This is a genomic window from Bauldia litoralis (assembly GCF_900104485.1).
Classification (GTDB): domain Bacteria; phylum Pseudomonadota; class Alphaproteobacteria; order Rhizobiales; family Kaistiaceae; genus Bauldia; species Bauldia litoralis.
Window position 1 is genome coordinate 350,779 of record NZ_FMXQ01000003.1, and the last position, 21,775, is coordinate 372,553.

Below are 21,775 nucleotides of genomic sequence, written 5' to 3' on the forward strand. Positions count from 1 at the left end.
TGACCCGAACAACGGAGAACTGCCATGAACATGATGATGGACCGTCGCAGATTCCTCGGGACCGCCGCGGCCGGCCTCGCCGTCGGCGCCATGCCCGGCCTGTTGCGCCCGGCGCGCGCGGCGACGCCGCTAAACTTCCAGGCGGCCTGGATCAACGACGCGGAATTCTGCGGCTACTTCGCCGCCATCGACCAGGGCTATTACGAGGCCGAGGGTCTCGACCTGACCTACATGCCGGGCGGCCCCGACGTCATTCCGGAAAGCACGCTGATTTCCGGCCGCGCCGATGTCGCGCTGACGACGCCCGACACCACGATCAAGGCGATCGTCGACCAGGGCGCGCCGTTCAAGATCATCGGCACCCAGTATCAGAAGAACCCGATCGGCATCGTCAGCCTCGCCAGCAACCCGATCAACACGCCGGCCGATCTCGTCGGCAAGACGCTGGCGGTGCCGCCGGTCAACGTCATCTCGGTCGAGGCGATGCTGAAGCTCAACGACATCGACAAGGCCGAGGTCAACATCGTGCCTTACGCCTACGATCCGACGCCGCTGATCAAGGGCGAGATCGACGCGTCGCTCGATTTCACCACCAACGTGCCCTACACGATCGAACAGGCGGGCGAGAAGGCGACGTCCTTCCTGCTCTACGACTTCGGCTTCACCATCTATAACGATACCGTGGTCGTCACCGAGGAGACGCTGGCCGCCAAGCGCAAGGAATTGGTCGCCTGGCTGAAGGCGAGCCGCAAGGGCTGGGACGACAACCTTGCCGACCCGGCGGTGTGGCCGCCGAAATTCGCCGATACCTGGTTCAAGGGCACCGGCCGGACGATCGAGAACGAGATCTTCTTCAACACGGCGCAGAAGCCGCTGATCGAAACGCCGAAGGGCATCTTCTTCATGGACGAGGACGGCATCCAGAAGAATATCGACGCACTCGCCGCGATCGGCATCGCCGCGACAAAGGAGATGTTCGACACCTCGCTCCTCGAGGACATGTAGGCGGGCATGGCAGGCGGGCGCGGGATCGTCTTCGAGGAGATTTCGAAGCAATTCCTGGTTCGCGGGAGCCCGCTTGCCGTCCTCGACAAGGTGTCGCTCGACTGCCCGCCCGGTTCGTTCACCGCGCTGATCGGGCCGTCGGGCTGCGGGAAGTCGACGCTGCTCAAGATCGCGCTGGGGCTGGAGACGGTCGATGCCGGCAGCGTCCGGATCGGCGGCGAGCCGCCGGACGCGGTGCGCCAGCGCGGCGAGATCGGCATCGCCTTCCAGGACCCGGCGCTGCTGCCATGGCGGTCGGTCAGCGCCAATGTCGCGCTGCCGCTCGACGTGCTTGGCGGCAGCCGCCCGGAGCAGCGGGCGCGGATACCGCATCTCGTCTCGCTGGTCGGGCTCTCCGGTTTCGAGACGGCGCTGCCGGGCGAATTGTCCGGCGGCATGCGGCAGCGGGTGGCGATCGCCCGCTCGCTGGTCACCGCGCCGGACGTGCTGCTGATGGACGAACCCTTCGGGGCGCTCGACCTGATCCTGCGCCGCCAGATGAATGTCGAGCTGCAGCGGATCTGGATGGAGCAGAGCCCGACCACGATCCTCGTCACCCATGGCATCGACGAGGCGGTCTACCTCGCCGACCGGGTGGTGGTGCTTGGCGGGCGGCCGGGGGTGGTGAAGGGGATCGTCGACATTCCCTTCGACCGGCCGCGGCCGACGACGATCTTCCGCGATCCGGCGTTTCATCGCCTCACCGATGAGGTCGGCGCGCTGCTCGGCGGAGACGAGGGGTGACGCGGCTGCGCCGCTTGCTCGATCGCCACGCCACGGCGCTGACGCTGGCGGTGATCGTCATCCTCTGGGAGATCGCCGGCCGGTTCCAGCTTGTCGCCTCCGGCGCACTGCCAGCACCGAGCGACGTGCTGATCCGCATGTGGGAGGACCAGGCGGATTACTGGCCACACGTCGCGGCGACGGTGCGCACCGCCTTTCTCGGCTTCGTCGGCGGCAACGTCATCGCCATTTTGGCGGCGATCCTCTTCGTCCGCTGGCCCCTGACTGAGCGTCTTTCGCGCGGCGTCAACATCGCGATCTTCGCCCTGCCGCCGATCGCCATCGTCCCGGTTCTGGTGCTGGCGCTGCCCGGCGAATGGCCGCGGCTGACGCTCGCGGCGATCGCCGTCTATTTCCCGACGATGACCGCGATGGTGGTCGGTCTCACCGAGGTCGATCCGCGCTCGGTCGAACTGATGCGCGCCTATGGCGGTGGCGAGGGGGCGGTGATGCGCTGGGTGCGGCTGCGGGCCAGCTTGCCGGCGCTGCTCGGCGGCCTGCGGGTCGCCGCGCCCAACGCCGTGCTCGGGGCGATCCTCGCCGAATTCGGCAGCGGCTCGCGCTGGGGGCTCGGTACGTATCTGCTCGGCTCGCTCGGCCGCGCCGATCCGGCCCGGCTGTGGGGGATCGGCCTGGCCGCCACGGCAATTGCGGGCCTCGCCTATGCGCTGGCGGCACTGGCCGCCTCGCGGGTGACCGATGCGAGCCGGGCGGTGACCATCGCCGCCGGGGCGACGCCGGCGAGCGAGCCGATCGGGCGGAGCGGCGGGCATCGCGTCGCCATCGCCGTCGTCGCCCTTGTCCTGCCCTTCGCCATCTGGTGGGGACTGCTGGCGCTCAGCGGCCTGTCGCCGATCATCGCCAAGACGCCGCTCGGCGTCTTCGACTACCTTTTCCTGCCGCCGACCGCCGCCAATGCCCAGGCCCGGCTCTTGTCGGCGCTGGCCGAGACGTTGCCGATCATGGTGGTCGGCATGGCGGCGGGGCTGGGATTCGCTTTCCTGCTGGCAGTGGCCGGCGCGGTCCGGCCGGGGATCGTCCGGGCGCTGATGCCGATCGCGCTGGTGACGCAGACCATGCCGCTGGTGGCGCTGACGCCGCTGCTGGTGCTGATCTTCGGACGCGGCGTCGCGGTGACCGTTGCGATCACCGTCTCGGTGACCTTCTTTCCGGCCTATGTGACGCTGGCGCAGGGCCTGTCGATGGTACCCAAGGCGGCCTTCGACCTGGTCCGGGCCTACGGCGCCTCGGGCTGGCGGGCGTTGCGGATGGTGGCGCTGCCGGCCAGCCTGCCCTGGCTCTTCGCCGCCGCCCGGCTGGCGGTGCCGCGGGCGCTGCTCGGCGTGATGATCGCCGAGTGGCTGGCGACCGGGCGGGGGCTTGGCAACCTTCTCAACCAGTCGCGCGGCTATCTCGACTACGGGATGATCTGGACCGTGGCGCTGGTTTCGGTGCTGGTTTCGGTGATCCTCTACCAGTTGGCGGTGGGGCTGGAACGCCTCGCGACCGCTCGTCGCTGAGGCGAGTTTCACCGCGCGCATCCATTGAAGTCGGCGTATGCATCCATATTGGCCGCCGGGCGTTTATGGTGCTGATCCCAGCCACCGCCCGCCGTCTTTGAGACATGCCCATGGAAAATCCGACCCGTCGCGCCCATACGATGCCCTTTGGAGCGGAGCTCCGTCCGGAAGGCGGCGTCCGCTTCCGGGTCTGGGCGCCGACCCAGGCGACGATGACGCTGACCGTCGAAGGGCGCGGTGACGCGGTGCCGATGACGGCGCTGGCCGACGGCTGGCATGAATGCGTCGTCGACGATCTCGGCGCCGGCGCGCGCTACCGCTTCGGCCTTGCCGACGGCACCGCCGTTCCCGATGCGGCATCCCGCCACCAGCCCGACGACGTCCACGGCCCGAGCGAGGTGATCGACCCGCGCGGCTACGCCTGGGGCGACGGCGCGTGGCGGGGACGGCCCTGGGAAGAAGCGGTGCTCTACGAACTGCATGTCGGGGCGTTCACGCCGGAAGGGACCTTTCGCGCCGCCATCGACAGGCTCGACGATCTCGTCGCGCTCGGCATCACGGCGATCGAACTGATGCCGATCGCCGATTTTCCCGGGGCGCGAAACTGGGGCTATGACGGGGTCTGCCTGTTCGCACCCGATGCGAGCTACGGCCGGCCGGACGACCTCAAGGCGCTGGTCGACGCGGCCCATGCCCGGGGGCTGATGGTGCTGCTCGACGTCGTCTACAATCACTTTGGTCCGGAGGGGAATTACCTCGGCGCCTACGCGGCGCCGTTCTTCACCGACCGGCACGAGACGCCATGGGGCGCGGCGATCAATTTCGCCAGCCCGACCGTCCGCGATTTCACCATCCACAACGCGCTCCACTGGCTCGAGGAATATCACTTCGACGGCCTGCGCCTCGACGCGGTGCAGGCGATCATGGACGACAGCGAGCAGCACCTCCTGGAGGAACTGGCCGAGCGGGTGCGCGACCATCTCGGCGGGGAGCGCGCGATCCACCTGATCCTCGAGAACGAGGAGAACCATGCCAGCCTGCTCGAACGCGACGCGGCGGGAAGGCCGGAGCACTATACGGCGCAATGGAACGACGACGTTCACCACGTGCTGCACACCGCGGCGACCGGCGAGGATGCCGGCTATTACGCCGACTATGCCGGCGATACGCGCCAGCTTGCCCGGGCGCTGGCCGAGGGCTTCTCCTTCCAGGGCGAGATGATGCCCTATCGCGGGTCGCCGCGTGGCGAGGCCAGCCGGCACCTGCCGCCAACGGCCTTTGTCAGCTTCATCCAGAACCACGACCAGATCGGCAACCGCGCCTTCGGCGAGCGACTGACCACGATCGCGCCGGCGCATGTCGTGCGGGTGGTCGCCGCCATGTACCTGCTGGCGCCGCAGATCCCGATGCTCTTCATGGGCGAGGAATGGGGGGCGTCGCAGCCATTCCCCTTCTTCTGCGATTTCGGGCCGGACCTTGCCGAGGCGGTGCGCAACGGCCGGCGGGCCGAGTTCGCCCGGTTTCCCGAATTCCGCGACGCGGCGGCGCGGGAGCAGATTCCCGATCCGATTGGCGAGGGGACATATCTCGCGGCGAAACTCGGATGGGACGACCGGCGCCGCGCGCCGCATGACGAGTGGCTGGCGTGGTACCAGCGCCTGCTGGCACTGCGGCACGCTGAGATCGTGCCCCGGCTCGCCGGCATCGGCGGCCATGCCGGTGAGCATGCGATCGTCGGCGAGGGCGGCGTGGCGGTGACCTGGCGCATGGGCGACGGCAGCCGGCTCAATCTCCTGGCCAATCCCTCCGAGGGGCAGTTCTCCGGCGTCGCGATGCCGGCGGGGCGGAGGCTGTGGCAGGAGGGCGCGGTGATGGCGGACGGGCTCGGGGCCTGGTCGCTGATCTGGTCGCTCGAGACACATGACGGAGCAGGCGCATGAACGAGCAGGATCTTGCCGCCAACGGCGAAACACCACCGACGCCCCGGGCAACCTATCGGCTCCAGTTCAGCAGCGGTTTCGGCTTTCGCGACGCGGCGGCGCTGGCGCCCTATCTCGCCGGTCTCGGCGTCAGCCACGTCTATGCCTCGCCCTACATGAAGGCGCGGCCCGGCAGCAGTCATGGCTATGACATCGTCGACCACAATGCGCTGAATGCCGAACTCGGCAGTCCGGAGGATCTCGCGGCGATGGTCGCCGCCTTCAAGGCCAACGGCCTCGGGCAGATCGTCGACTTCGTGCCGAACCACATGGGCGTCGGCGGCGCCGACAACGCATGGTGGCTCGATACGCTGGAATGGGGGCCGGATTCGCCCTTCGCCGGCTATTTCGACATCGACTGGGATTCCGACCGGGCGCATCTCAAGGGCAAGCTGCTGATCCCGTTTCTCGGCGACCAGTATGGCGCGGTGCTCGAAGCCGGCGACCTCGCGCTGCGCTTCGACCCCGAGGGCGGCGATTTCGCGGTCTGGGCCTATGGCACCCACAAGCTGCCGATCTGTCCGCTGCACTACCAGACGATCCTCGGCCAGGACCATCCGGCGCTGGAACGCCTCGGCGACGCCTTTGCCGGGCTGCCGAATTATCGTCCGCATGTCATCCGCCGGGCCGGCGATCTCAAGGCGGACCTCGCGCGGCTGGTGGCCGGTGAGCCGGAGGTTGGCGAGGCGGTCGACGCGGCGGTCGCGGCGCTGAACGGGACGCCGGGCGATCCGGCGAGCTTCGGCGGCCTGCACGACCTGATCCAGCAGCAGCATTGGCGGGCGGCCTTCTTCGGCGTTGCCGCCGACGACATCAACTATCGCCGCTTCTTCAACATCAACGAGCTGGCTGGGTTGCGGATGGAGCAGCCGGAGCTGTTCGACCTGACCCATCGCTTCGTCCTGGAGAAGATCGCCGACGGGACGCTGGACGGTTTGCGCATCGACCATATCGACGGCCTGCTCGACCCGAAGGGCTATTGCATCCGGCTTCGCGAGGCGGCGGCGCGGCCGTTCTACCTGGTGGTGGAGAAGATCCTCGCCCGCCACGAGCACCTGCGCGACGACTGGCCGATCGAGGGCACCACCGGTTACGAATTCGCCAACCTGGTCGGCGGGCTGTTCGTCGATCCGGCGAGCGAGGGCGCCTTCGACCGGCTCTACAGCGGCTTCACCGGGGCAACGCGCGCCTTCGAGGACATCGTCCGAGACTGCAAGATCCGGATCATGACCACCGAGATGGCGAGCGAGCTCAACGTGCTGGCGCGGGACGCCGGGCGGATCGCGCGGTCGAACTGGAAGAGCTGCGACTTCACCAACAATATTCTCCACATGGGGCTGAAGGAGATCGTCGCGCGCTTCCCGGTCTACCGCACCTATATCGACGGCTCGACTCCCGACGAGGCCGACCGGCGCGACATCGACTGGGCGATCACCCAGGCGCGGCGCAGCGAGGACGCGCCGGACGGGACGGTCTTCGACTTCCTCCACGCGCTGCTGACCACCGACCTGGTCGCCGAACCGCGGAGCGGCTACAGCCGGCAGGCGGTGGTGCATTTCGCCATGAAGGTTCAGCAATATAGCGGGCCGGTGATGGCCAAGGGGCTCGAGGACACCGCCTTCTATCGCTACAACCGGCTGGTCTCGCTCAACGAGGTCGGCGGGCATCCGGAACATTTCGGCACGGCCGTCGCCGCCTTCCACCGGGCGAACCAGGACCGCGGCGCGCGCTGGCCGCACGCCATGCTGTCGACCTCGACCCATGACACCAAGCGCGGCGAGGATACGCGGGCGCGGCTCCATGTCCTTTCGGAAATGCCGGAGGAATGGGAGCGCCACATCCAGTCGTGGAGCCGGGTGGTGCGGGCGCGGCGCGGCGAGGTCGAGGGCACCGCGCCGCCCGATCACAACGACGAATACCTGCTCTACCAACTGCTGCTCGGTGCGTGGCCGGTCGAACTGACCGAAGTCGACAATCTCGATGCCAAGGCGGTCGCCGACTTCGCGACGCGGGTCGAAGGGGCGATGATCAAGTCGGTGCGCGAGGCCAAGGTCCATTCAAGCTGGACGGCGCCCAACCAGGACTACGAGGAGGCGCTGGTCTCCTTCCTGCGCGACTGCCTCGACACGACGCGGACCAATCCCTTCCTCGACAGCTTCCGTCCGTTCCAGGCGCGGATCGCCCGGCTCGGCATGATCAACAGCCTGTCGCAGACGCTGGCCAAGCTGACGGTGCCGGGGATGCCGGATCTCTACCAGGGGAGCGAACTCTGGGAACTCAGCCTCGTCGATCCCGACAACCGCCGGCCGGTCGACTATGAGCTGCGCCGCCGGCTGGTCGCGGATGTCGAGGCGATGGCGGGCGACGCCGATGCGATGGGCGGTCTCGTGGAGCGCTGGAAGGACGGGGCGGTGAAGCTGGCGGTGACGCGGATCGTGCTGGCGCTGCGACGGGAGAAGCCGGCGCTCTTCGCCGAGGGCGGCTACGAGGCGCTGGAGGTTTCCGGCGCACGGGCCGAGCATGCCTGCGCCTTCGCCCGCGATCACGACGGTGACCATGTCGTGGTCGCCTTTCCGCGACTGGTGGCGGCGCTGGAGGACGGCGAGGGCTGGGGCGATACGACGATCTCCCTGCCCGAGGACGCGGCGGGACGGCGGTGGCGGAATGCCTTCACCGGGCGCGCGGTCGACGTCATTGCGCAGGACGGCGGGCCGGCGGTTCGGGCGGAGGCGATTCTCAGCGCGTTTCCGGTCGCGTTGCTGGTGGCCGACGACTAGCGGTCGTGCGGCGCCGGTCCTGCACGCTGGCGGCGCGACAGTTTTAGCGAAAAACTGATGTCTTTCATAACCTTGCGCCGGAGCTCAGGTCGCGGAAGGTGGCTCCGCCATGCTCCGGTCTTGCGTGTCGATGGCAAAGGACGCCAACGTTTGCCATAACGGACAACGGGTTGGAGGGCTGGCGCCATGGCGGATCCGGGGGACCGATCCCGCCGCCATGGCCGGGCGAGATGTCGATGCTGAGTACGTGTCCATCCTGCGGCAGGCCAAACGAGGCGGGCGCCAAGTTCTGCTCCGAATGCGGGACGGCGCTTGCCGCGCGCGGCGTCGATGGCGGGATCGCGCCGGGGCGCGCCGATGCCTCGGGCGAACGGCGGCAACTGACCATCATGTTCTGCGATCTCGTCGGCTCGACGACGCTCGCCTCGCGGCTCGATCCGGAGGACACCCGCGAGGTGATCGGCGCCTGCCTGCGGATGATCACCCAGGTCGTCGAGCGCTTCGGCGGCTACGTGGCGCGCTATGTCGGCGACGGGGCGCTGATCTATTTCGGCTATCCCCAGGCCAACGAGGATGATGCCGAGCGTGGCGTCGAGGCCGGCTTGCGGATCATCGAGGAGGCGGCGTCGCTGAAGCTTCACGACGGCTTCCGAACGCAGTTTCGCGTCGGCATCGCGACCGGGCTGGTGGTGGTCGGCGATATCGTGCGGGCCGGGGCGCCGGGCGAATCCGACGTTGCCGGCGAGACGCCGCATCTGGCGGCGCGGCTGCAGGCGCTGGCCGAACCCGACACCGTGGTGATCTCGCACGGGACGCGGCAGCTGGCCGGCGAGCTCTTCTCCTATCGCGACCTCGGGCCGGTGGCGCTCAAGGGCTTCGCCGAACCGGTGCGCGCCTTCGAGGTGCTGGCGCCGACCGGGGCCGAGAGCCGCTTCGAAGCTCTGCGGGTGACGCGGCAGAGCCCGCTGGTCGGCCGCGACGCGGAACTCGATCGGCTCGAAGGGCTGTGGCGAAAGGCGTGCGACGGCAAGGGGCAGGTGGCGCTGCTGCATGGCGATCCGGGGATCGGCAAGTCGCGGCTGACGGCGATGCTGTCGGAACGGATCGCCGACCAGCCGCACACCCGCATCCGCTACTATTGCTCCTGGCACCAGCAGGGGTCGCCGTTCCAGCCCTTCATCAACCAGCTTGAACGGGCGGCGAATATCGACCGCGCCGACACGCCGGCGGTCAAGTTCGACAAGCTTGCCCAGGTGCTCAGCCCCGGCAGTTCGCAGGACGAGGACCTGCTGCTGGTGGCCGACCTGCTGTCGGTTTCACCCGGCGAGGGTCCGCCCATCGACCTGGCGCCGCTGAAATTGCGCGAACGGACGATGGAGGCGCTGCTGCGGCAGGCGGCGCTGCTGTCCGCCCAGCGGCCGCTGCTGATGGTGTTCGAGGACGTCCACTGGATCGACCCGAGTTCGCTCGATCTGCTGAAGCTCGCGGTGCAGCGGATTCCGGAGTTGCCGATCCTGCTGATCGTCACCTTCCGACCGGCCTTCCAGTCGCCGTGGAGCGAAGAGGAGGCTGTGTCGATCCCGCTGTCGCCGCTCGACCGCGACGAAAGCGTCGCCCTGGTCCAGGCGAGCGCCGGACCGACCGAATTGCCGCCGCAGGTCGTCGCCGAGATCATCGAACGGTCGGACGGGATTCCGCTATTCGTCGAGGAACTGACGCGCAGCGTCGTCGATGGCCGGCAGGGCAACGGCGACGGTGCGGCAACGGTGCCGACGACGCTGCACGCATCGTTGATGTCGCGGCTCGACCGGCTCGGCGAAGCCAAGGCGATCGCGCTGATCGGCGCGACCATCGGTCGGGAATTCACCTATGAACTGGTGGCGGGACTGGCGCGCCGGCCGGAGCCGGAACTCAAGGTGGCCTTCGACCAGCTGACTGCCTCCGGGCTCGTCCGGCGCCGGGGCGTGCCGCCGGCGGCGACCTATCAGTTCACCCATGCGCTCCTGCACGAAGCGGCCTATCGCTCGATGTTGCGCGACACCCGTCGCGACCTTCACGCCGACCTGGCGGTGATCCTCGAGGACCGTTTTCCAGAGACCGCGAAGTTGAGGCCGGATCTGCTGGCCCATCACTGCGCCGAGGCCGGCAACACCGAGAAGGCAATCGAATATTGCCTGCAGGCCGGGCGCAGCGCCTTTGCCCGCTCGGCGATCGTCGAGGCGATCGGGCGTCTCGAAAGAGGGCTGGAGCTGGTCGGCCTGCTTCCTGAAGGCGAGCGCCGCTACCAGCTCGAACTCGGCCTCTACCTGTACCTGACCCAGGCGCTGATCGCCCATACCGGCTACACGTCGCGGGAAACCTACGAGGCGGTCGAGCACGCGCGGCGAACCGCCGACAAGCTTGGCGAGCCGCCGCAACTCGCCGCGGTGCTCAGCGGACAATGGGCCTATTCGCTGATCAGCAACCAGCTGACGACGGCCAGTCGTCGCTCCGCCGAACTGCTCGACCTGGGACGGGCGCGGGGCGACCGGATCTGGACGCTGCTCGGCCTCCGGGCCAGCGGCGTGACCGACTTTGCCCGCGGCCGCTTCATCGAGGCGCGGGCCAGCCTCGAAATGGCGACGCAACTCTATGCGCCCGAGGACCAGCCGGCCTATGCGGCACTCGGCGTCCAGGACGCCCAGGTGGTGGTGACCGTCTACCTGTCATGGCTCCAGATCTACCTTGGCTATTCCGACCGGGGCCGCGAAACGCGGGACCGCGCCGTGACCGACGCGCGTGCGCTCAACCAGGCCTACAGCATGGCCCATGCGCTGAACGGCCTTGCCTTCACCCAGCTCATGCTCGGCCAGGCCGAGAAAGCGCTGGACACGCTCGACGCACTGGAGCGGACCAACGAGGAGCACGGGCTCGCCTATTACCGGGCGTTCGTGTTTATCTTCCGGGGCTGGGCGCATGCCGATCTCGGCAACGTGGCGGAAGGCATCCGGCTGATCGAGTTTGGCATATCGGCGTATCGCGGCGCGGGCGCGCATCTCTACACCACCACATTCTACCGGTGGCTCGCCTCGGCCTACCGCGCCGCCGGCGACTATCGACAGGGGCTGGCCCAGCTCGACGAAGCGACATCGATTGCCAAGGAATCGCAGGCCTATGGCGACGAAGGCGAAATCCACCGGGTCCGTGCCGAGATCCTGCTCGATCTCAACGACCGGGCTGGCGCGGAGCACAGCTACAGGGCGGCGCTCGAGGCGTCGCGGCGACGCCAGGCGCGGCAATGGGAATTGCGCGCCGCGACCGGGCTGGCGCGGATGCTGGCCGAAGACGGGCGCTCGGCAGAAGCGTCGTCCCTTCTCGGCGGAGTCCATGCCTGGTTCACCGAGGGATTCGATACCCCCGACCTGAATGCGGCGAAGGCCCTGCTGGACGAACTGGAGTGACCGACTGACGAGGACTGCACGCCGATAACACGCAAGACGTTCCAGAGGAGGCGCGTCATGACAGTGAGCGAAACCACCGTTGGCGGGAGCGGCACCGCGCCGGCCGGTGCGACCGGCGGTCCTACGCCGGGCAGCGGCTTCTACCCGCAGGCGCTGCAGCCGGAGCCTGGGCTGAAAGCGACGCTCGCCCACTGGTTCCTGAGCCATATCCCGACCGTGCTCCGGCTGATGCGCCGCTTCTGGCCGATCGCCCGCGTGCCCTTCATCGGCCTGACCTTCGTCACCCGCTATGACGACGTCCAGGAGGTCCTGGCGAACGACCGGGTGTTTCCCGTGCCCTTCGGCGAGAAGGTCAAGGAACTGAACGGCGGGCCCAATTTCGTTCTCGGCATGGAGGATGGCCCGGACTATTGGCGGATCCAGAAGGCGGTCATGCAGGTCTTCCGGCGGGAGGACATCGCCGCGATCGTCACGCCGATGGCGGCGCGGCACGCGACGGCGATCGTCGCGGCGGCCGGCGGCCGGCTCGACGCGATCGAGAGCCTGGTCACCCGGGTGCCGACGCTGATCTGCGAGGACTATTACGGCATCACCCTCCAGCCGGAGCAGCGGGTGCCGTTCTCGCAATGGACCTTCGCGATGAGCATGTACATGTTCGCCGATCCGTTCAACGATCCGAAGCTGCGGGCGCCGGCAGTCGCCGGTGCCGCCGGGGTGCGGGCGGTGATCGACGCGTCGATCGCCGCGGCGAAGCGGTCTCCGCCGGCCGGCGACACGGTGCTGGCGCGGATGCTGCGGACCGGATCGCAGGCGGGCGGCGGGCTCAGCGACGAGGCAATCCGGACCTACCTTGTCGGCATGGTCGCCGGCTTCGTTCCGACTAACACCATGGCGGCCGGCAACATCCTCGACATCATGCTCGATCGCCCGGAATTCCTCGAAAGGGCGCAGGCAGCGGCGCGCGCCGGCGACGACGACCTGCTCGAGCGATGCCTGTTCGAGGCGTCGCGCTTCAAGCCGATCAATCCCGGTCCCTTCCGCGTCTGCGGCGAGGACTACGAACTGGCGGCCGGTACGGCGCGGGCGACGCGGATCCGCAAGGGCGAGATCCTGCTGGCGAGTACCCAGTCGGCGATGTTCGACAAGCGCCGGGTCACCGATCCGTGGCGCTTCGATCCCGACCGCGCCGCCACCGATTACATGCTGTTCGGCCACGGCCTGCACTGGTGCCTTGGCGTGTTCATCGCCCGGGCCGAGATCACCCAGACACTGAAGGCGCTTCTGTTGAAGGAAAATCTGCGGCGGGCGGAGGGCGAGGCGGGCAAGCTGACCCATCTCGGCTCCTTCCCGCAGCACCTGGTCGTGACCTACGCCGGCTAGGTCCGCCGCATTCGCAAGCACGAAACAGATCGGGGAACTCCTGTCATGTCGCATGCTTTCGTCACCATCGCGATTCCCTTCGAGGCTGCCAGAACCGCCGCCGTCGAGTCGCGGCTGGCCGAGATGGGCAACCCGCCGTCCGATACGATCAGGGACAAGCTGGACGAGGCGGCCTTCGTTCATTTCATGAGCCTGTGGGTGGTCGCCGGCGGAGTCGACGGGCCGAGCCACCTGATCATCGAGGTCAATGCCGACGGCACGGTCGGCGCGGTGACCCGGAAGCTCGCCGCGACGATGGATGCCGCGCTGACCGGGGTCCTCGACGAGGCGGGTGTCAGCCTTGGCGGCCAGGACCTGGCGACTTTTCTCGAGCGGCACCACCAGGGCGTCGGCCAGGGCTGGTTCGAAACGCCGGGGGTCAACTTCGACGGAACGCCGGGGCTGACGGTTTCGCAGATACGGCAGGAAGCCGACCTCGCGCGCCGCGTGGCTGACATGCTGGACGCGACCGAAAAGGGGCGGACGGCGCTCGAGGTCCTGACCGGCGTGCGCGACCGGTTGTGGAACGACGAGAGCAGCAAATGGGCCTTCACGGCCGCGCCCGCTCCGGCCCTCGACCCGATGCCATCGTCTTCCGGGGCGGTGCTTCCGATCCTGATGTCGGTCGTGTCGCATTTCCTGTGGCCGGTCCTCGCGCTGGCCGTGCTGGTGCTGGTGGTCGTCTGGGCCCTCGGCGGCTTCGCGCTGGCGGCCTGGGTGACGGCGCTGGTCCTCGTCGCCGCCGTCGTCGGCATCGGGCTGATCTATCGCGGCCTGCGCCGGGCCGAGGAGGCCGATACTTCCGAGGACATTCCGCCATCGCCGGAGCGGGTGGCGGCCTACATGCAGCGCGAGCGTCATTCCGGGCAGAGCCACCTCGCGGCGGTCTCGACCGTCAAGCCAGGCCGTCTCCGTCATCTGACGTTGCGGCTTGGCCTGTGGTTTGCCGGCATCCTCGCGGTGCATTTCTCGCGCCCCGGCTTCCTCGGCTCGACCGGCGTCATTCACTTCGCCCGCTGGATCGTGCTGCCGGGGACCGACAAGCTGCTCTTCATGTCGAACTATGACGGCGTCTGGGAGAGCTATCTCGAGGACTTCATCGAGAAGGCCAGTGAGGGCGTCACCGGGATCTGGAGCAACACGGTCGGGTTTCCGAAGACGGAGAAACTGCTCTTCAAGGGGGCGCGCGACGGCGACCGCCTGCGGCGCTGGACGCGCCGCCAGCAGCGGGTGACGTGGTTCTGGTACACCGCCTATCCGGACCTGACGCTCAACCGCATCCGGGTCAACGCGGCGATCCGCAAGGGCATCGCCGTCGCCGGCACCGAGGCGGAGGCGGCCGACTGGCTGTCCTGCTTCGGCTCGGAGGTCCGGTCGGCCGGCCAGCTGGCGACGCGGGAGATACCGACGCTGGTCTTCGGTGGACTTGGCCACCTGCGCTATTCGACCTGCCTGCTGGTGGAGCTGGCGGAAGACCGGGAGGCGGCGCGGGCGTGGCTGACGGACCTGGAGCCGGAGATCGCCTATGGCGATACGCGCGGCGCCAGCGAGGCAACCGTGCTCGGCCTGTCGACGACAGCGCTCGTCAAGCTCGGCCTCGACGGTGACGACATGGAGACCTTTCCGCTGCCCTTCCAGCACGGCAGCACCGTGCCGTGGCGGGCGAGTGCGCTGGGCGACACGGGCCGGAACGATCCGAAGACATGGGCCTGGGGCAAGCCGGACCGGCCGATCGACGCGATCCTTGTGCTCTATGGCAAGGACCAGAAGACGCTCAACGCGCTGGCGCGGAAACGCCGCAAGGCGGCGAAGGACGGCGGTCACGCCGTGGTTCGCGAACTGAAGCTCGCGACCCTGCCGGAGAAGAAGGACGAGCCGACCGGCGTCCGCGTCCGGGAGCCCTTCGGTTTTGCCGACGGCATCTCGCAGCCGCGGATCCGGGGGGCCGGACGGGTGCGCGAGGCAGGGGATATCCACCAGGTCGAGCCGGGCGAATTCGTCATCGGCTACCCGGACAATCTCGGCTACCTGCCGTCCTCGCCGTCTGTCCCGGCGGCGAAGGACCCGCAGGACATCCTGCCGGCGCTCGGGGCCGATCCGTTCGCCCAGCGGCCGCGCTTCGCGCCGCCGCCGGCCAATGCCCGGCGCGACCTCGGCCAGAACGGGTCGTTCCTGGTGGTGCGCCAGCTGGAGCAGGACCGCGACGGGTTCGAGGCGTTCCTGCAGGAGGCGGCGGCGAAGCTTTCGGCGAGCGGGCGGGCGCCGGACATTGGCGACATCGACCTCGCCGAGTGGATCGGCGCCAAGATGGTCGGCCGCTGGAAGGATGGCTCGTCGCTGGTCAGGAACCCGGGCGGCGCGGCGAAACGGTCGCCGCCCGACAACGACTTCCTGTGGAACGAGGATCCGACCGGCACCCGCTGCCCGCTCGGCAGTCACATCCGGCGCGTCAACCCGCGCGATACCTTCGAGCCGGGGTCGGCGGTGCAACTGGCGATCAGCAACCGGCATCGCATCCTGCGCGTCGGACGGCCCTATGGGCCGGACAACGCGGGGCGGCAGGGGCTGCTGTTCATGTGCCTCAACACCGACATCGACCGGCAGTTCGGCTTCGTCCAGCAGACATGGGCGCTGGCGCCAAGCTTTCACGGGCTCGAGTCGGAAGTCGATCCGTTCGTCGGCGAGAGCGACAAGCGCGGCTGCTTCACGATTCCGACCGAGGACGGGCCGGTGCGGATCCAGGGGATGAAGGACTTCGTGACGGTGAAGGGCAGCGCCTATTTCTTCCTGCCGGGACGGCGGGCGGTGCGGTATCTTTCCGCGTCGCCAGCGGCCGAGCCGGCCAAGGCCGAAACCGTAACGGGATGACCGGGGACACCATGCCAGGGATCGAGACACCATCGCCGCCGAGCGACCCGCGGCTCCTGCTGCTCGACCCGCGCGACAATGTGCTGGTCGCCACGGCCCGCATCCGCGCCGGGGAGACGATCGCGGTCGGCGGCATGCGGGTCTCGATGCCCGCCGACCTGCCGCTCGGCCACAAGCTGGCGCGCGTCGACATCGCGCCGGGCGCCAAGGTGCTCAAGTATGGCGCGCCGATCGGCTCGGCGACGGTCGCGATCCGGGCCGGCGACCATGCCCATGTCCACAACATCAGAAGCGACTATACGCCGACCTATCACCTCGACGACGCCAAGCCCCGGGACGGGGGCGCATCGTGAGCATGCTCGGCTATCCGCGTGCCGACGGGCGCAAGGGCATCCGCAACACCGTGGTCGTCGGCTACCTGGTCGAATGCGCCCACCACGTCGCCCGGGAAATCGCCCTGCCGTTTCGCGAGGCCGATACCCATGTCATCGGCTTTCCCGGCTGCTACCCGAATTCCTATGCCGAGACGATGATGGAGCGGCTTTGCACCCACCCGAATGTCGGCGCGGTTCTGCTGGTGTCGCTCGGCTGCGAGAGTTTCAACAAATACCGTCTCGAACAGGCGATCCGCGACAGCGGGCGTGCGGTCAGGACGATCGTCATCCAGGCCACCGGCGGGACGCGGACGTCGATCGCCGAAGGCCGGGACTTCGTGGCCGGACAGCGCGCCGTCCTCGACGCGATGACGCCCGTGCCGATGGCGGCGAGCGACCTCATCGTCGGCACGATCTGCGGCGGCTCCGACGGCACGTCCGGGATCACCGGCAATCCGGCGGCCGGGCGCGCCTTCGACATGCTGGTCGCCGACGGCGCCGCCTGCATCTTCGAGGAAACCGGGGAACTCATCGGCTGCGAACACATCATGGCGGCGCGGGCGATCACGCCGGACCTCGGCCATGAACTGGAGGCGAGCGTCGCCAAGGCGGCGCGCTACTACGCGACCCTCGGCTATGGCTCCTTCGCCGCCGGCAATGCCGATGGCGGGCTGACCACTATCGAGGAGAAATCGATGGGGGCCTATGCCAAGTCCGGCTCGTCGCCGATCACCGGGCTGATCAAGCCGGGCGATGTTCCCTCGCGCGGCGGGCTCTACCTGCTCGACGTGGTGCCGGACGGCGAGGTGCGGTTCGGCTTTCCCAACATCAACGACAATGCCGAGATCGCCGAACTGATCGCCTGCGGCTGCCACGCCGTCCTGTTCGTCACCGGGCGCGGCTCGGTGGTCGGCTCGGCGATCGCGCCGGTGGTCAAGATCTGCGCCAACCCGGAGACGTACCGGAGGATGTCGGACGACATGGATGTCGATGCCGGCCGCATCCTGGAGGGGCGGGCGACACTGGACGAAGTGGGTGCCGAGATACGCGACGTCGTGCTCGGCCTTGGCGATGGCCAACGGACCCGATCCGAAGCGCTCGGGCACCAGGAATTCATCCTGACCTACAAATCCTTCGAGCCGATCGGTCCCGCCTGCCTTCCGGCGGCGTGACCGATTGTTCGGGTCGCAGCGTCAGCCCTTGACGACGCCTTCGGCGAGGCCCTTGAAGAACAGCTTCTGGGCGAAGGCGAAGGCGATCAGGCCCGGCGTCACGACGATGACGTAGACGGCGGCGATGCGCGGCCAGGCCCACTGGCCCATGCCGCCTTGTGCCGCGGCGAGGACCACCGGCATGGTGCGGGCTTCCTGATCGTTGGTCAGCGTCGAACCGAGCAGGAACTCGCCCCAGGCGGTGACGAAATTGACGATCAGGACGACGACCAGGCCGTTGCGGACCAGCGGCAGGCCGATGAACCACAGCGTCTTCCAGACGCCGGCGCCATCGAGTCGGGCCGACTCGATGACCTCGTGTGGCACCAACTGGAAGACGGCACGCATGATCAGCACGCTGATCGCCAGGTTGAGCGTCACATAGGGCAGGATGAGGCCGGTGGTGCTGTTGATCAGGCCGAGCGAGTCCTGCAACTCGTAGATCGAGATGATCGCGACGACGCGGGTCGGGAAATAGAGCGACAGCAGCAGCGCGGTGAAGATGACGGCGCGGCCGAAGGGCCTGAGATGGACCAGGGCGTAGCCGGCAAGCACCGCGCAAAGCGTGGTGATGATCACTGTCGCGCCGGTGACGTAGATGCTGTTGAACAGGTTTTGCGGCAGCGTCTCGATCTTGCCGAGCACGTAGCCGTAATGGGTGAAGTCGAATTTGCGGGGCCAAAGCTGGCCTCGCATCGAATCGGGCAGCGACTTGACCGACAGCAGCAGCACCCAGGCGAGCGGCGCCAGGATGATCAGCATGAAGAACCAGATGACGCCATGGCGGATGAGGAGCGAGCGGTTGCGCGCGAACCACGTCTGCTGCGGGGTGTAGGCTACCGGATGGGCGGCTTCGTGAGTCATTTCGCCGTCAACCTCTCGGCCTGAAAATGTAGAGCAGGATGCCGACGAAGAAGATCATCACCACCGCGCCGATCATGCCGATGGCGGCGGCGAAGCCCTGTCGCCAGAGCCCGATGTTGAACGCCTGATCGTACATGAACATCGTCCATGTGTAGGTCGGCGATGCGCGGTTGAAGCCGCCGAAGATCAGATACTCGTCGATCACCGCCATCGAGGTGCCGAAGCGCAGCACGACCAGGATCATCATGATCGGCGCGAGGCGCGGCAGGGTGATGTGCCAGAACACCTTCCACTCGTTGGCGCCATCGAGGCGGGCTGCCTCGATCATTTCCTTCGGGATGGCGGCGAGGCCGGCGAGGAAGAAGATGGCGTGATAGCCGAGGCCCCACCACACTTCCATGACCGCGATCGACGGCAGGGTCAGCGCCGTGCCGCCGAGCCACTGCGGCGCGTTCTGGTAGGTGAAGATGCCGAAGACGTCGACCAGCAGGTAATTGATCGGGCCGACCTGATAATTATACATCCACTTCCACAGCACGAAGACGAGCGTGCTCGGGATCAGCGCCGGGATGAGCAGGACGATGCGATAGAGGGTCTGAAGCTTAGGCTGCTGCACCCGGTCGACCAGGATGGCCAGGATCATCGGGAAGATGATGGTACCCGGCAGGAACATCATGGTGAAATACGCGGCGCGCCAGAGGCTGTCCCACATCAGGGGGTCGTTCAGCGCCTCGACATAATTGCCGAAGCCGACCCATTGCGCCGGGTCGTTGCTCAGGAATTCATAATTGGTGAAGCTGATCCAGACGACCCGAAAGATCGGGTAGACCTGATAGCCGACGAAGAAAAGCAGCGTCGGCAGAAGAAAGACCCAAGTCCCCAGATTGTCCTTGAGATGGCGCGCCGTAGCTGACGTATGCGGCCGTTGCATGCGTAATTCCCGAAAACCCGCCCCCGGACTCCCCGGTCGGCCTGCGGCCCGTCGGGAAGCAACTCAAGCTATTGGAAGTGTCGTCGTTTGAGAGGTGACGGGGCGCCTCCGGCGTCCCGTCACCTGATCGATGCGAGCCTAGCCGCGGTCGCGTTCGGCCTTCACGGCGTCCATGACGTTCTGCATGGCAACCTTCGGGTCCTCGACTTCGCCGGTGAGATAGGCCTGCCACAGCGGCTGGCCGATCTGGAACTGCGAAAGGCCGAACAGGTTGTTCTCGATCGCCTTGGCCTTGTCGAGCTGCGCGCGGACAAGGGCGACGAAGGGAAGCATCCAGTCCGGCGGATTGGCGTCCCACTCGGCGTAGATCGACTTGTACGGCGGAAGCTGACCCGGATGCGACGTCTCGGTGCCGGCAATCGAGTCCTTCCAGATCCGCGGATCGTAGGTCAGGGCCTTGATGTACTCGGCGGCCTTTTCCTTGTTCTGGCCGTGCTTGAACAGCGCGGAACCAGTGGTCCAGAACACCGTCGAGCCCTCGCCGCCCTTGAACTTCGGCAGCGGGCCGAGGTGCAGTTGGGTCGGCTCGTCCCAATACTGGGCCATCCGCAGCGGCGCATTGAAGTACTTGGTGATATAGCCGACGCGCTGGGCCGCGAAGGCGACCTCGTCCGGGGTGCCATTGACGCCGCCGTCGGTGGCGCCGGCAAGCAGGATGTCCGGGTTGGCGACAGCCATGATCTTCTTCATCAGGATCAGGGCTTCGATCGCCGGTTCGCTGGTGAAGTCGAACAGGCCCTCGGGCGTGTAGACGTCCTTGCTCATGCTGTGGGCCATCGGGGCGACGCAACGCCAGCCGTGGGCGTCGAACGTCGCGCCAAACGGCGCCGCGCCGGAATCGATCACGGCCTGGGCGTTGGCAAGATAGTCGTCCCACGTCTCGGGAGCGCTGTCCGGAAGGCCAGCCGTGGTCGTCAGGCCCGAGTGCCAGCCCTGGCCCGCGACGTCGAGGAAGAAGGGCCAGCTGTAGAGCTTGCCGTCGATCGTGCACTCGTCACGGATCGCCGGGATCATGTCGTCGAGCACCTCAGCGGGGATGTAGTCGTCCCACGGCTCGATGACATCGGCTTCGACCAGCGACGTCATTTCGACGAACGGCGTCTGGCCGACATAGACGTCCCAGGTGCTTTCGCCGTTCTTGGCTTCGGCGACGAAGCGCTCGATGCCGAAACCCTGAACCGGGGCGATCTGGTAGTTCAGGTCCGGGAAGCCTTCGTTGATTGCCGGGATGCCCGGGTGAAGGTTTTCGATCCAGTCATAGAAGGTTGGCGTCAGCGGACGGTCCTGAGCGAGGGCCGATCCAATGCCGTATTTCGCGGCGACACCAACGCCAGCCATGCCGAGACCGGCAACGAGACTGCGCGAAAGAAATTCGCGTCGATCGATCTGTCCACGCAGCAGCTGCTTGCGCGATGCCTCCTGGAGGAGGAGCTCCTGTTCCTTACGTTCGACCACCGGCTAGTACTCCTTTTTGTCGCCACATCAACGGAACTGTAGAACCCTAATCGAAAATTGGTATCAGCAAGACAGCACCGTCGCAACCAGACTCGTTGCCGATCTGGCCGGTGTCCGAAGGGCTGGATTCGGTCGCGCGCCGCCAGGTCGCGAGAGTCATTTTTTGATTCCTACAGGAGCGTGTAACCGCCATCGATAAGGTGGGTCGCTCCGGTGACGAAGCTGGATGCCGGGCTCGCCAGGAACACAGCGAGAGGTCCGATCTCATGCGGCTCGCCGGCCCGCCCCATCGGGATCCCGGCGACGAGCTTGTCGATCACCTCCGGCTTCTTCTCGTTCCAGGCGCGATTGGCATCCGTCATGAAAAGGCCCGGGCAGATGGCGTTGACGGTGATGCCATGCGGCGCCCAGTCGGCGGCGGCGGCGCGCGTGAACTGAACGACCGCCGCCTTGGCCGCCTCGTAGGAGCGGCCGCCAATGCCGCGGTTGGAAACAAAGGCGTTCATCGAGGAAACGTTGACGATCCGCCCGCCCTGGCCGCGCTTGAGCATCGCGGCGCCGATGATGCTGGTGCCGAGGAAACAGCTTGTCAGGTTGAGGTCGAGGACATGATGCCAGCTTTCCAGGGTCTGTTCCTCGATCGGTTCGGCCACTCGCCGACCACCGATGTTGTTGATGAGGATGTCGATCGGTCCGAAGTCGCGGAGACATTCGTGAAAACCGTCCCGGCATGCCTCGGGAACGCCCATGTCGATTGCCTTGGTCGATGCCTTTCGACCGAGAGCGCGGATCTCGTCGGCGGTCGTCGCCAGGCTTGCCTCGTCGCGGCCGGTGATGACGAGATCGGCGCCGGCTTCCGCCAGCGCCAGCGCCATCGCCCGGCCGAGCCCGCGGCTTGCGCCGGTCACCAGGGCCGTCTTGCCGTCGATACGAAACTGATCAAATACCCCCACGCCGATCTCCTTCATGTCCGCGATGCGCCGTGCCGGCGCGATCGCGAGGATTGGCACAACCGACGGGTCGCGACAACGAACCGGAAATGGCGGGCGA

14 protein-coding genes are annotated in these 21,775 nt (G+C 67.5%); 10 read left to right on the forward strand and 4 right to left on the reverse strand.

Going from position 1 to position 21,775, the window contains the following annotated elements:
• Positions 1 to 24 precede the first annotated feature (24 nt).
• The 10 genes from BLT60_RS09055 (at position 25) to BLT60_RS09100 (ending at position 17,376) form a co-directional block, all read left to right on the forward strand.
• Positions 25 to 1,005: an ABC transporter substrate-binding protein gene (locus tag BLT60_RS09055; protein WP_090876096.1), complete on the forward strand. Its 981-nt coding sequence runs from the start codon at positions 25 to 27 to the stop codon at positions 1,003 to 1,005.
• Positions 1,006 to 1,011: 6 nt separating this feature from the next.
• Positions 1,012 to 1,788 (forward strand): ABC transporter ATP-binding protein, encoded by a 777-nt coding sequence (locus tag BLT60_RS09060; protein ID WP_090876097.1) that lies wholly within the window; start codon positions 1,012 to 1,014, stop codon positions 1,786 to 1,788.
• Positions 1,785 to 3,347, forward strand: coding sequence for an ABC transporter permease (locus BLT60_RS09065; protein WP_244521193.1), 1,563 nt, complete (start codon positions 1,785 to 1,787; stop codon positions 3,345 to 3,347). Before BLT60_RS09060 ends, BLT60_RS09065 begins: the two co-directional genes overlap by 4 nt.
• 110 nt (positions 3,348 to 3,457) lie before the next feature.
• Positions 3,458 to 5,287: a malto-oligosyltrehalose trehalohydrolase gene (gene treZ, locus BLT60_RS09070; protein WP_210185573.1), complete on the forward strand. Its 1,830-nt coding sequence runs from the start codon at positions 3,458 to 3,460 to the stop codon at positions 5,285 to 5,287.
• Positions 5,284 to 8,103, forward strand: a complete 2,820-nt coding sequence (treY, locus tag BLT60_RS09075; protein WP_090876098.1) for a malto-oligosyltrehalose synthase — start codon at positions 5,284 to 5,286, stop codon at positions 8,101 to 8,103. Before treZ ends, treY begins: the two co-directional genes overlap by 4 nt.
• A 236-nt stretch (positions 8,104 to 8,339) precedes the next feature.
• The gene (locus BLT60_RS09080; protein ID WP_175478359.1) at positions 8,340 to 11,543 is read left to right on the forward strand and encodes an adenylate/guanylate cyclase domain-containing protein; all 3,204 of its coding nucleotides are present in this window, start codon (positions 8,340 to 8,342) and stop codon (positions 11,541 to 11,543) included.
• A 57-nt stretch (positions 11,544 to 11,600) separates the two neighbouring features.
• Complete coding sequence (locus tag BLT60_RS09085) at positions 11,601 to 12,923, forward strand: cytochrome P450 (protein WP_090876100.1); 1,323 nt, start codon at positions 11,601 to 11,603, stop codon at positions 12,921 to 12,923.
• 45 nt (positions 12,924 to 12,968) lie between these two features.
• Complete coding sequence (locus tag BLT60_RS09090) at positions 12,969 to 15,830, forward strand: Dyp-type peroxidase (protein WP_090876101.1); 2,862 nt, start codon at positions 12,969 to 12,971, stop codon at positions 15,828 to 15,830.
• Positions 15,827 to 16,183 carry a UxaA family hydrolase gene (locus BLT60_RS09095; RefSeq protein WP_244521194.1) on the forward strand — a complete coding sequence of 119 codons (357 nt, stop codon included), beginning with the start codon at positions 15,827 to 15,829 and terminating at the stop codon, positions 16,181 to 16,183. Before BLT60_RS09090 ends, BLT60_RS09095 begins: the two co-directional genes overlap by 4 nt.
• A gap of 2 nt (positions 16,184 to 16,185) precedes the next feature.
• Positions 16,186 to 17,376: a UxaA family hydrolase gene (locus BLT60_RS09100; RefSeq protein ID WP_175478374.1), complete on the forward strand. Its 1,191-nt coding sequence runs from the start codon at positions 16,186 to 16,188 to the stop codon at positions 17,374 to 17,376.
• 21 nt (positions 17,377 to 17,397) lie between these two features.
• Here the strand turns inward: BLT60_RS09100 and BLT60_RS09105 are convergent, their stop codons facing one another.
• The 4 genes from BLT60_RS09105 to BLT60_RS09120 form a co-directional block, all read right to left on the reverse strand.
• The gene (locus BLT60_RS09105) at positions 17,398 to 18,279 is read right to left on the reverse strand and encodes a carbohydrate ABC transporter permease (protein WP_090876103.1); all 882 of its coding nucleotides are present in this window, start codon (positions 18,277 to 18,279) and stop codon (positions 17,398 to 17,400) included.
• Between the two features lie 7 nt (positions 18,280 to 18,286).
• The gene (locus tag BLT60_RS09110; protein WP_090876104.1) at positions 18,287 to 19,210 is read right to left on the reverse strand and encodes a carbohydrate ABC transporter permease; all 924 of its coding nucleotides are present in this window, start codon (positions 19,208 to 19,210) and stop codon (positions 18,287 to 18,289) included.
• A 138-nt stretch (positions 19,211 to 19,348) separates the two neighbouring features.
• Positions 19,349 to 20,725 carry an ABC transporter substrate-binding protein gene (locus tag BLT60_RS09115; RefSeq protein ID WP_210185574.1) on the reverse strand — a complete coding sequence of 459 codons (1,377 nt, stop codon included), beginning with the start codon at positions 20,723 to 20,725 and terminating at the stop codon, positions 19,349 to 19,351.
• A 170-nt stretch (positions 20,726 to 20,895) separates the two neighbouring features.
• A complete protein-coding gene (locus BLT60_RS09120) occupies positions 20,896 to 21,678 on the reverse strand; it encodes an SDR family NAD(P)-dependent oxidoreductase (protein WP_090876340.1) in 783 nt (260 codons plus the stop codon).
• Between the last annotated feature and the right edge of the window lie 97 nt (positions 21,679 to 21,775).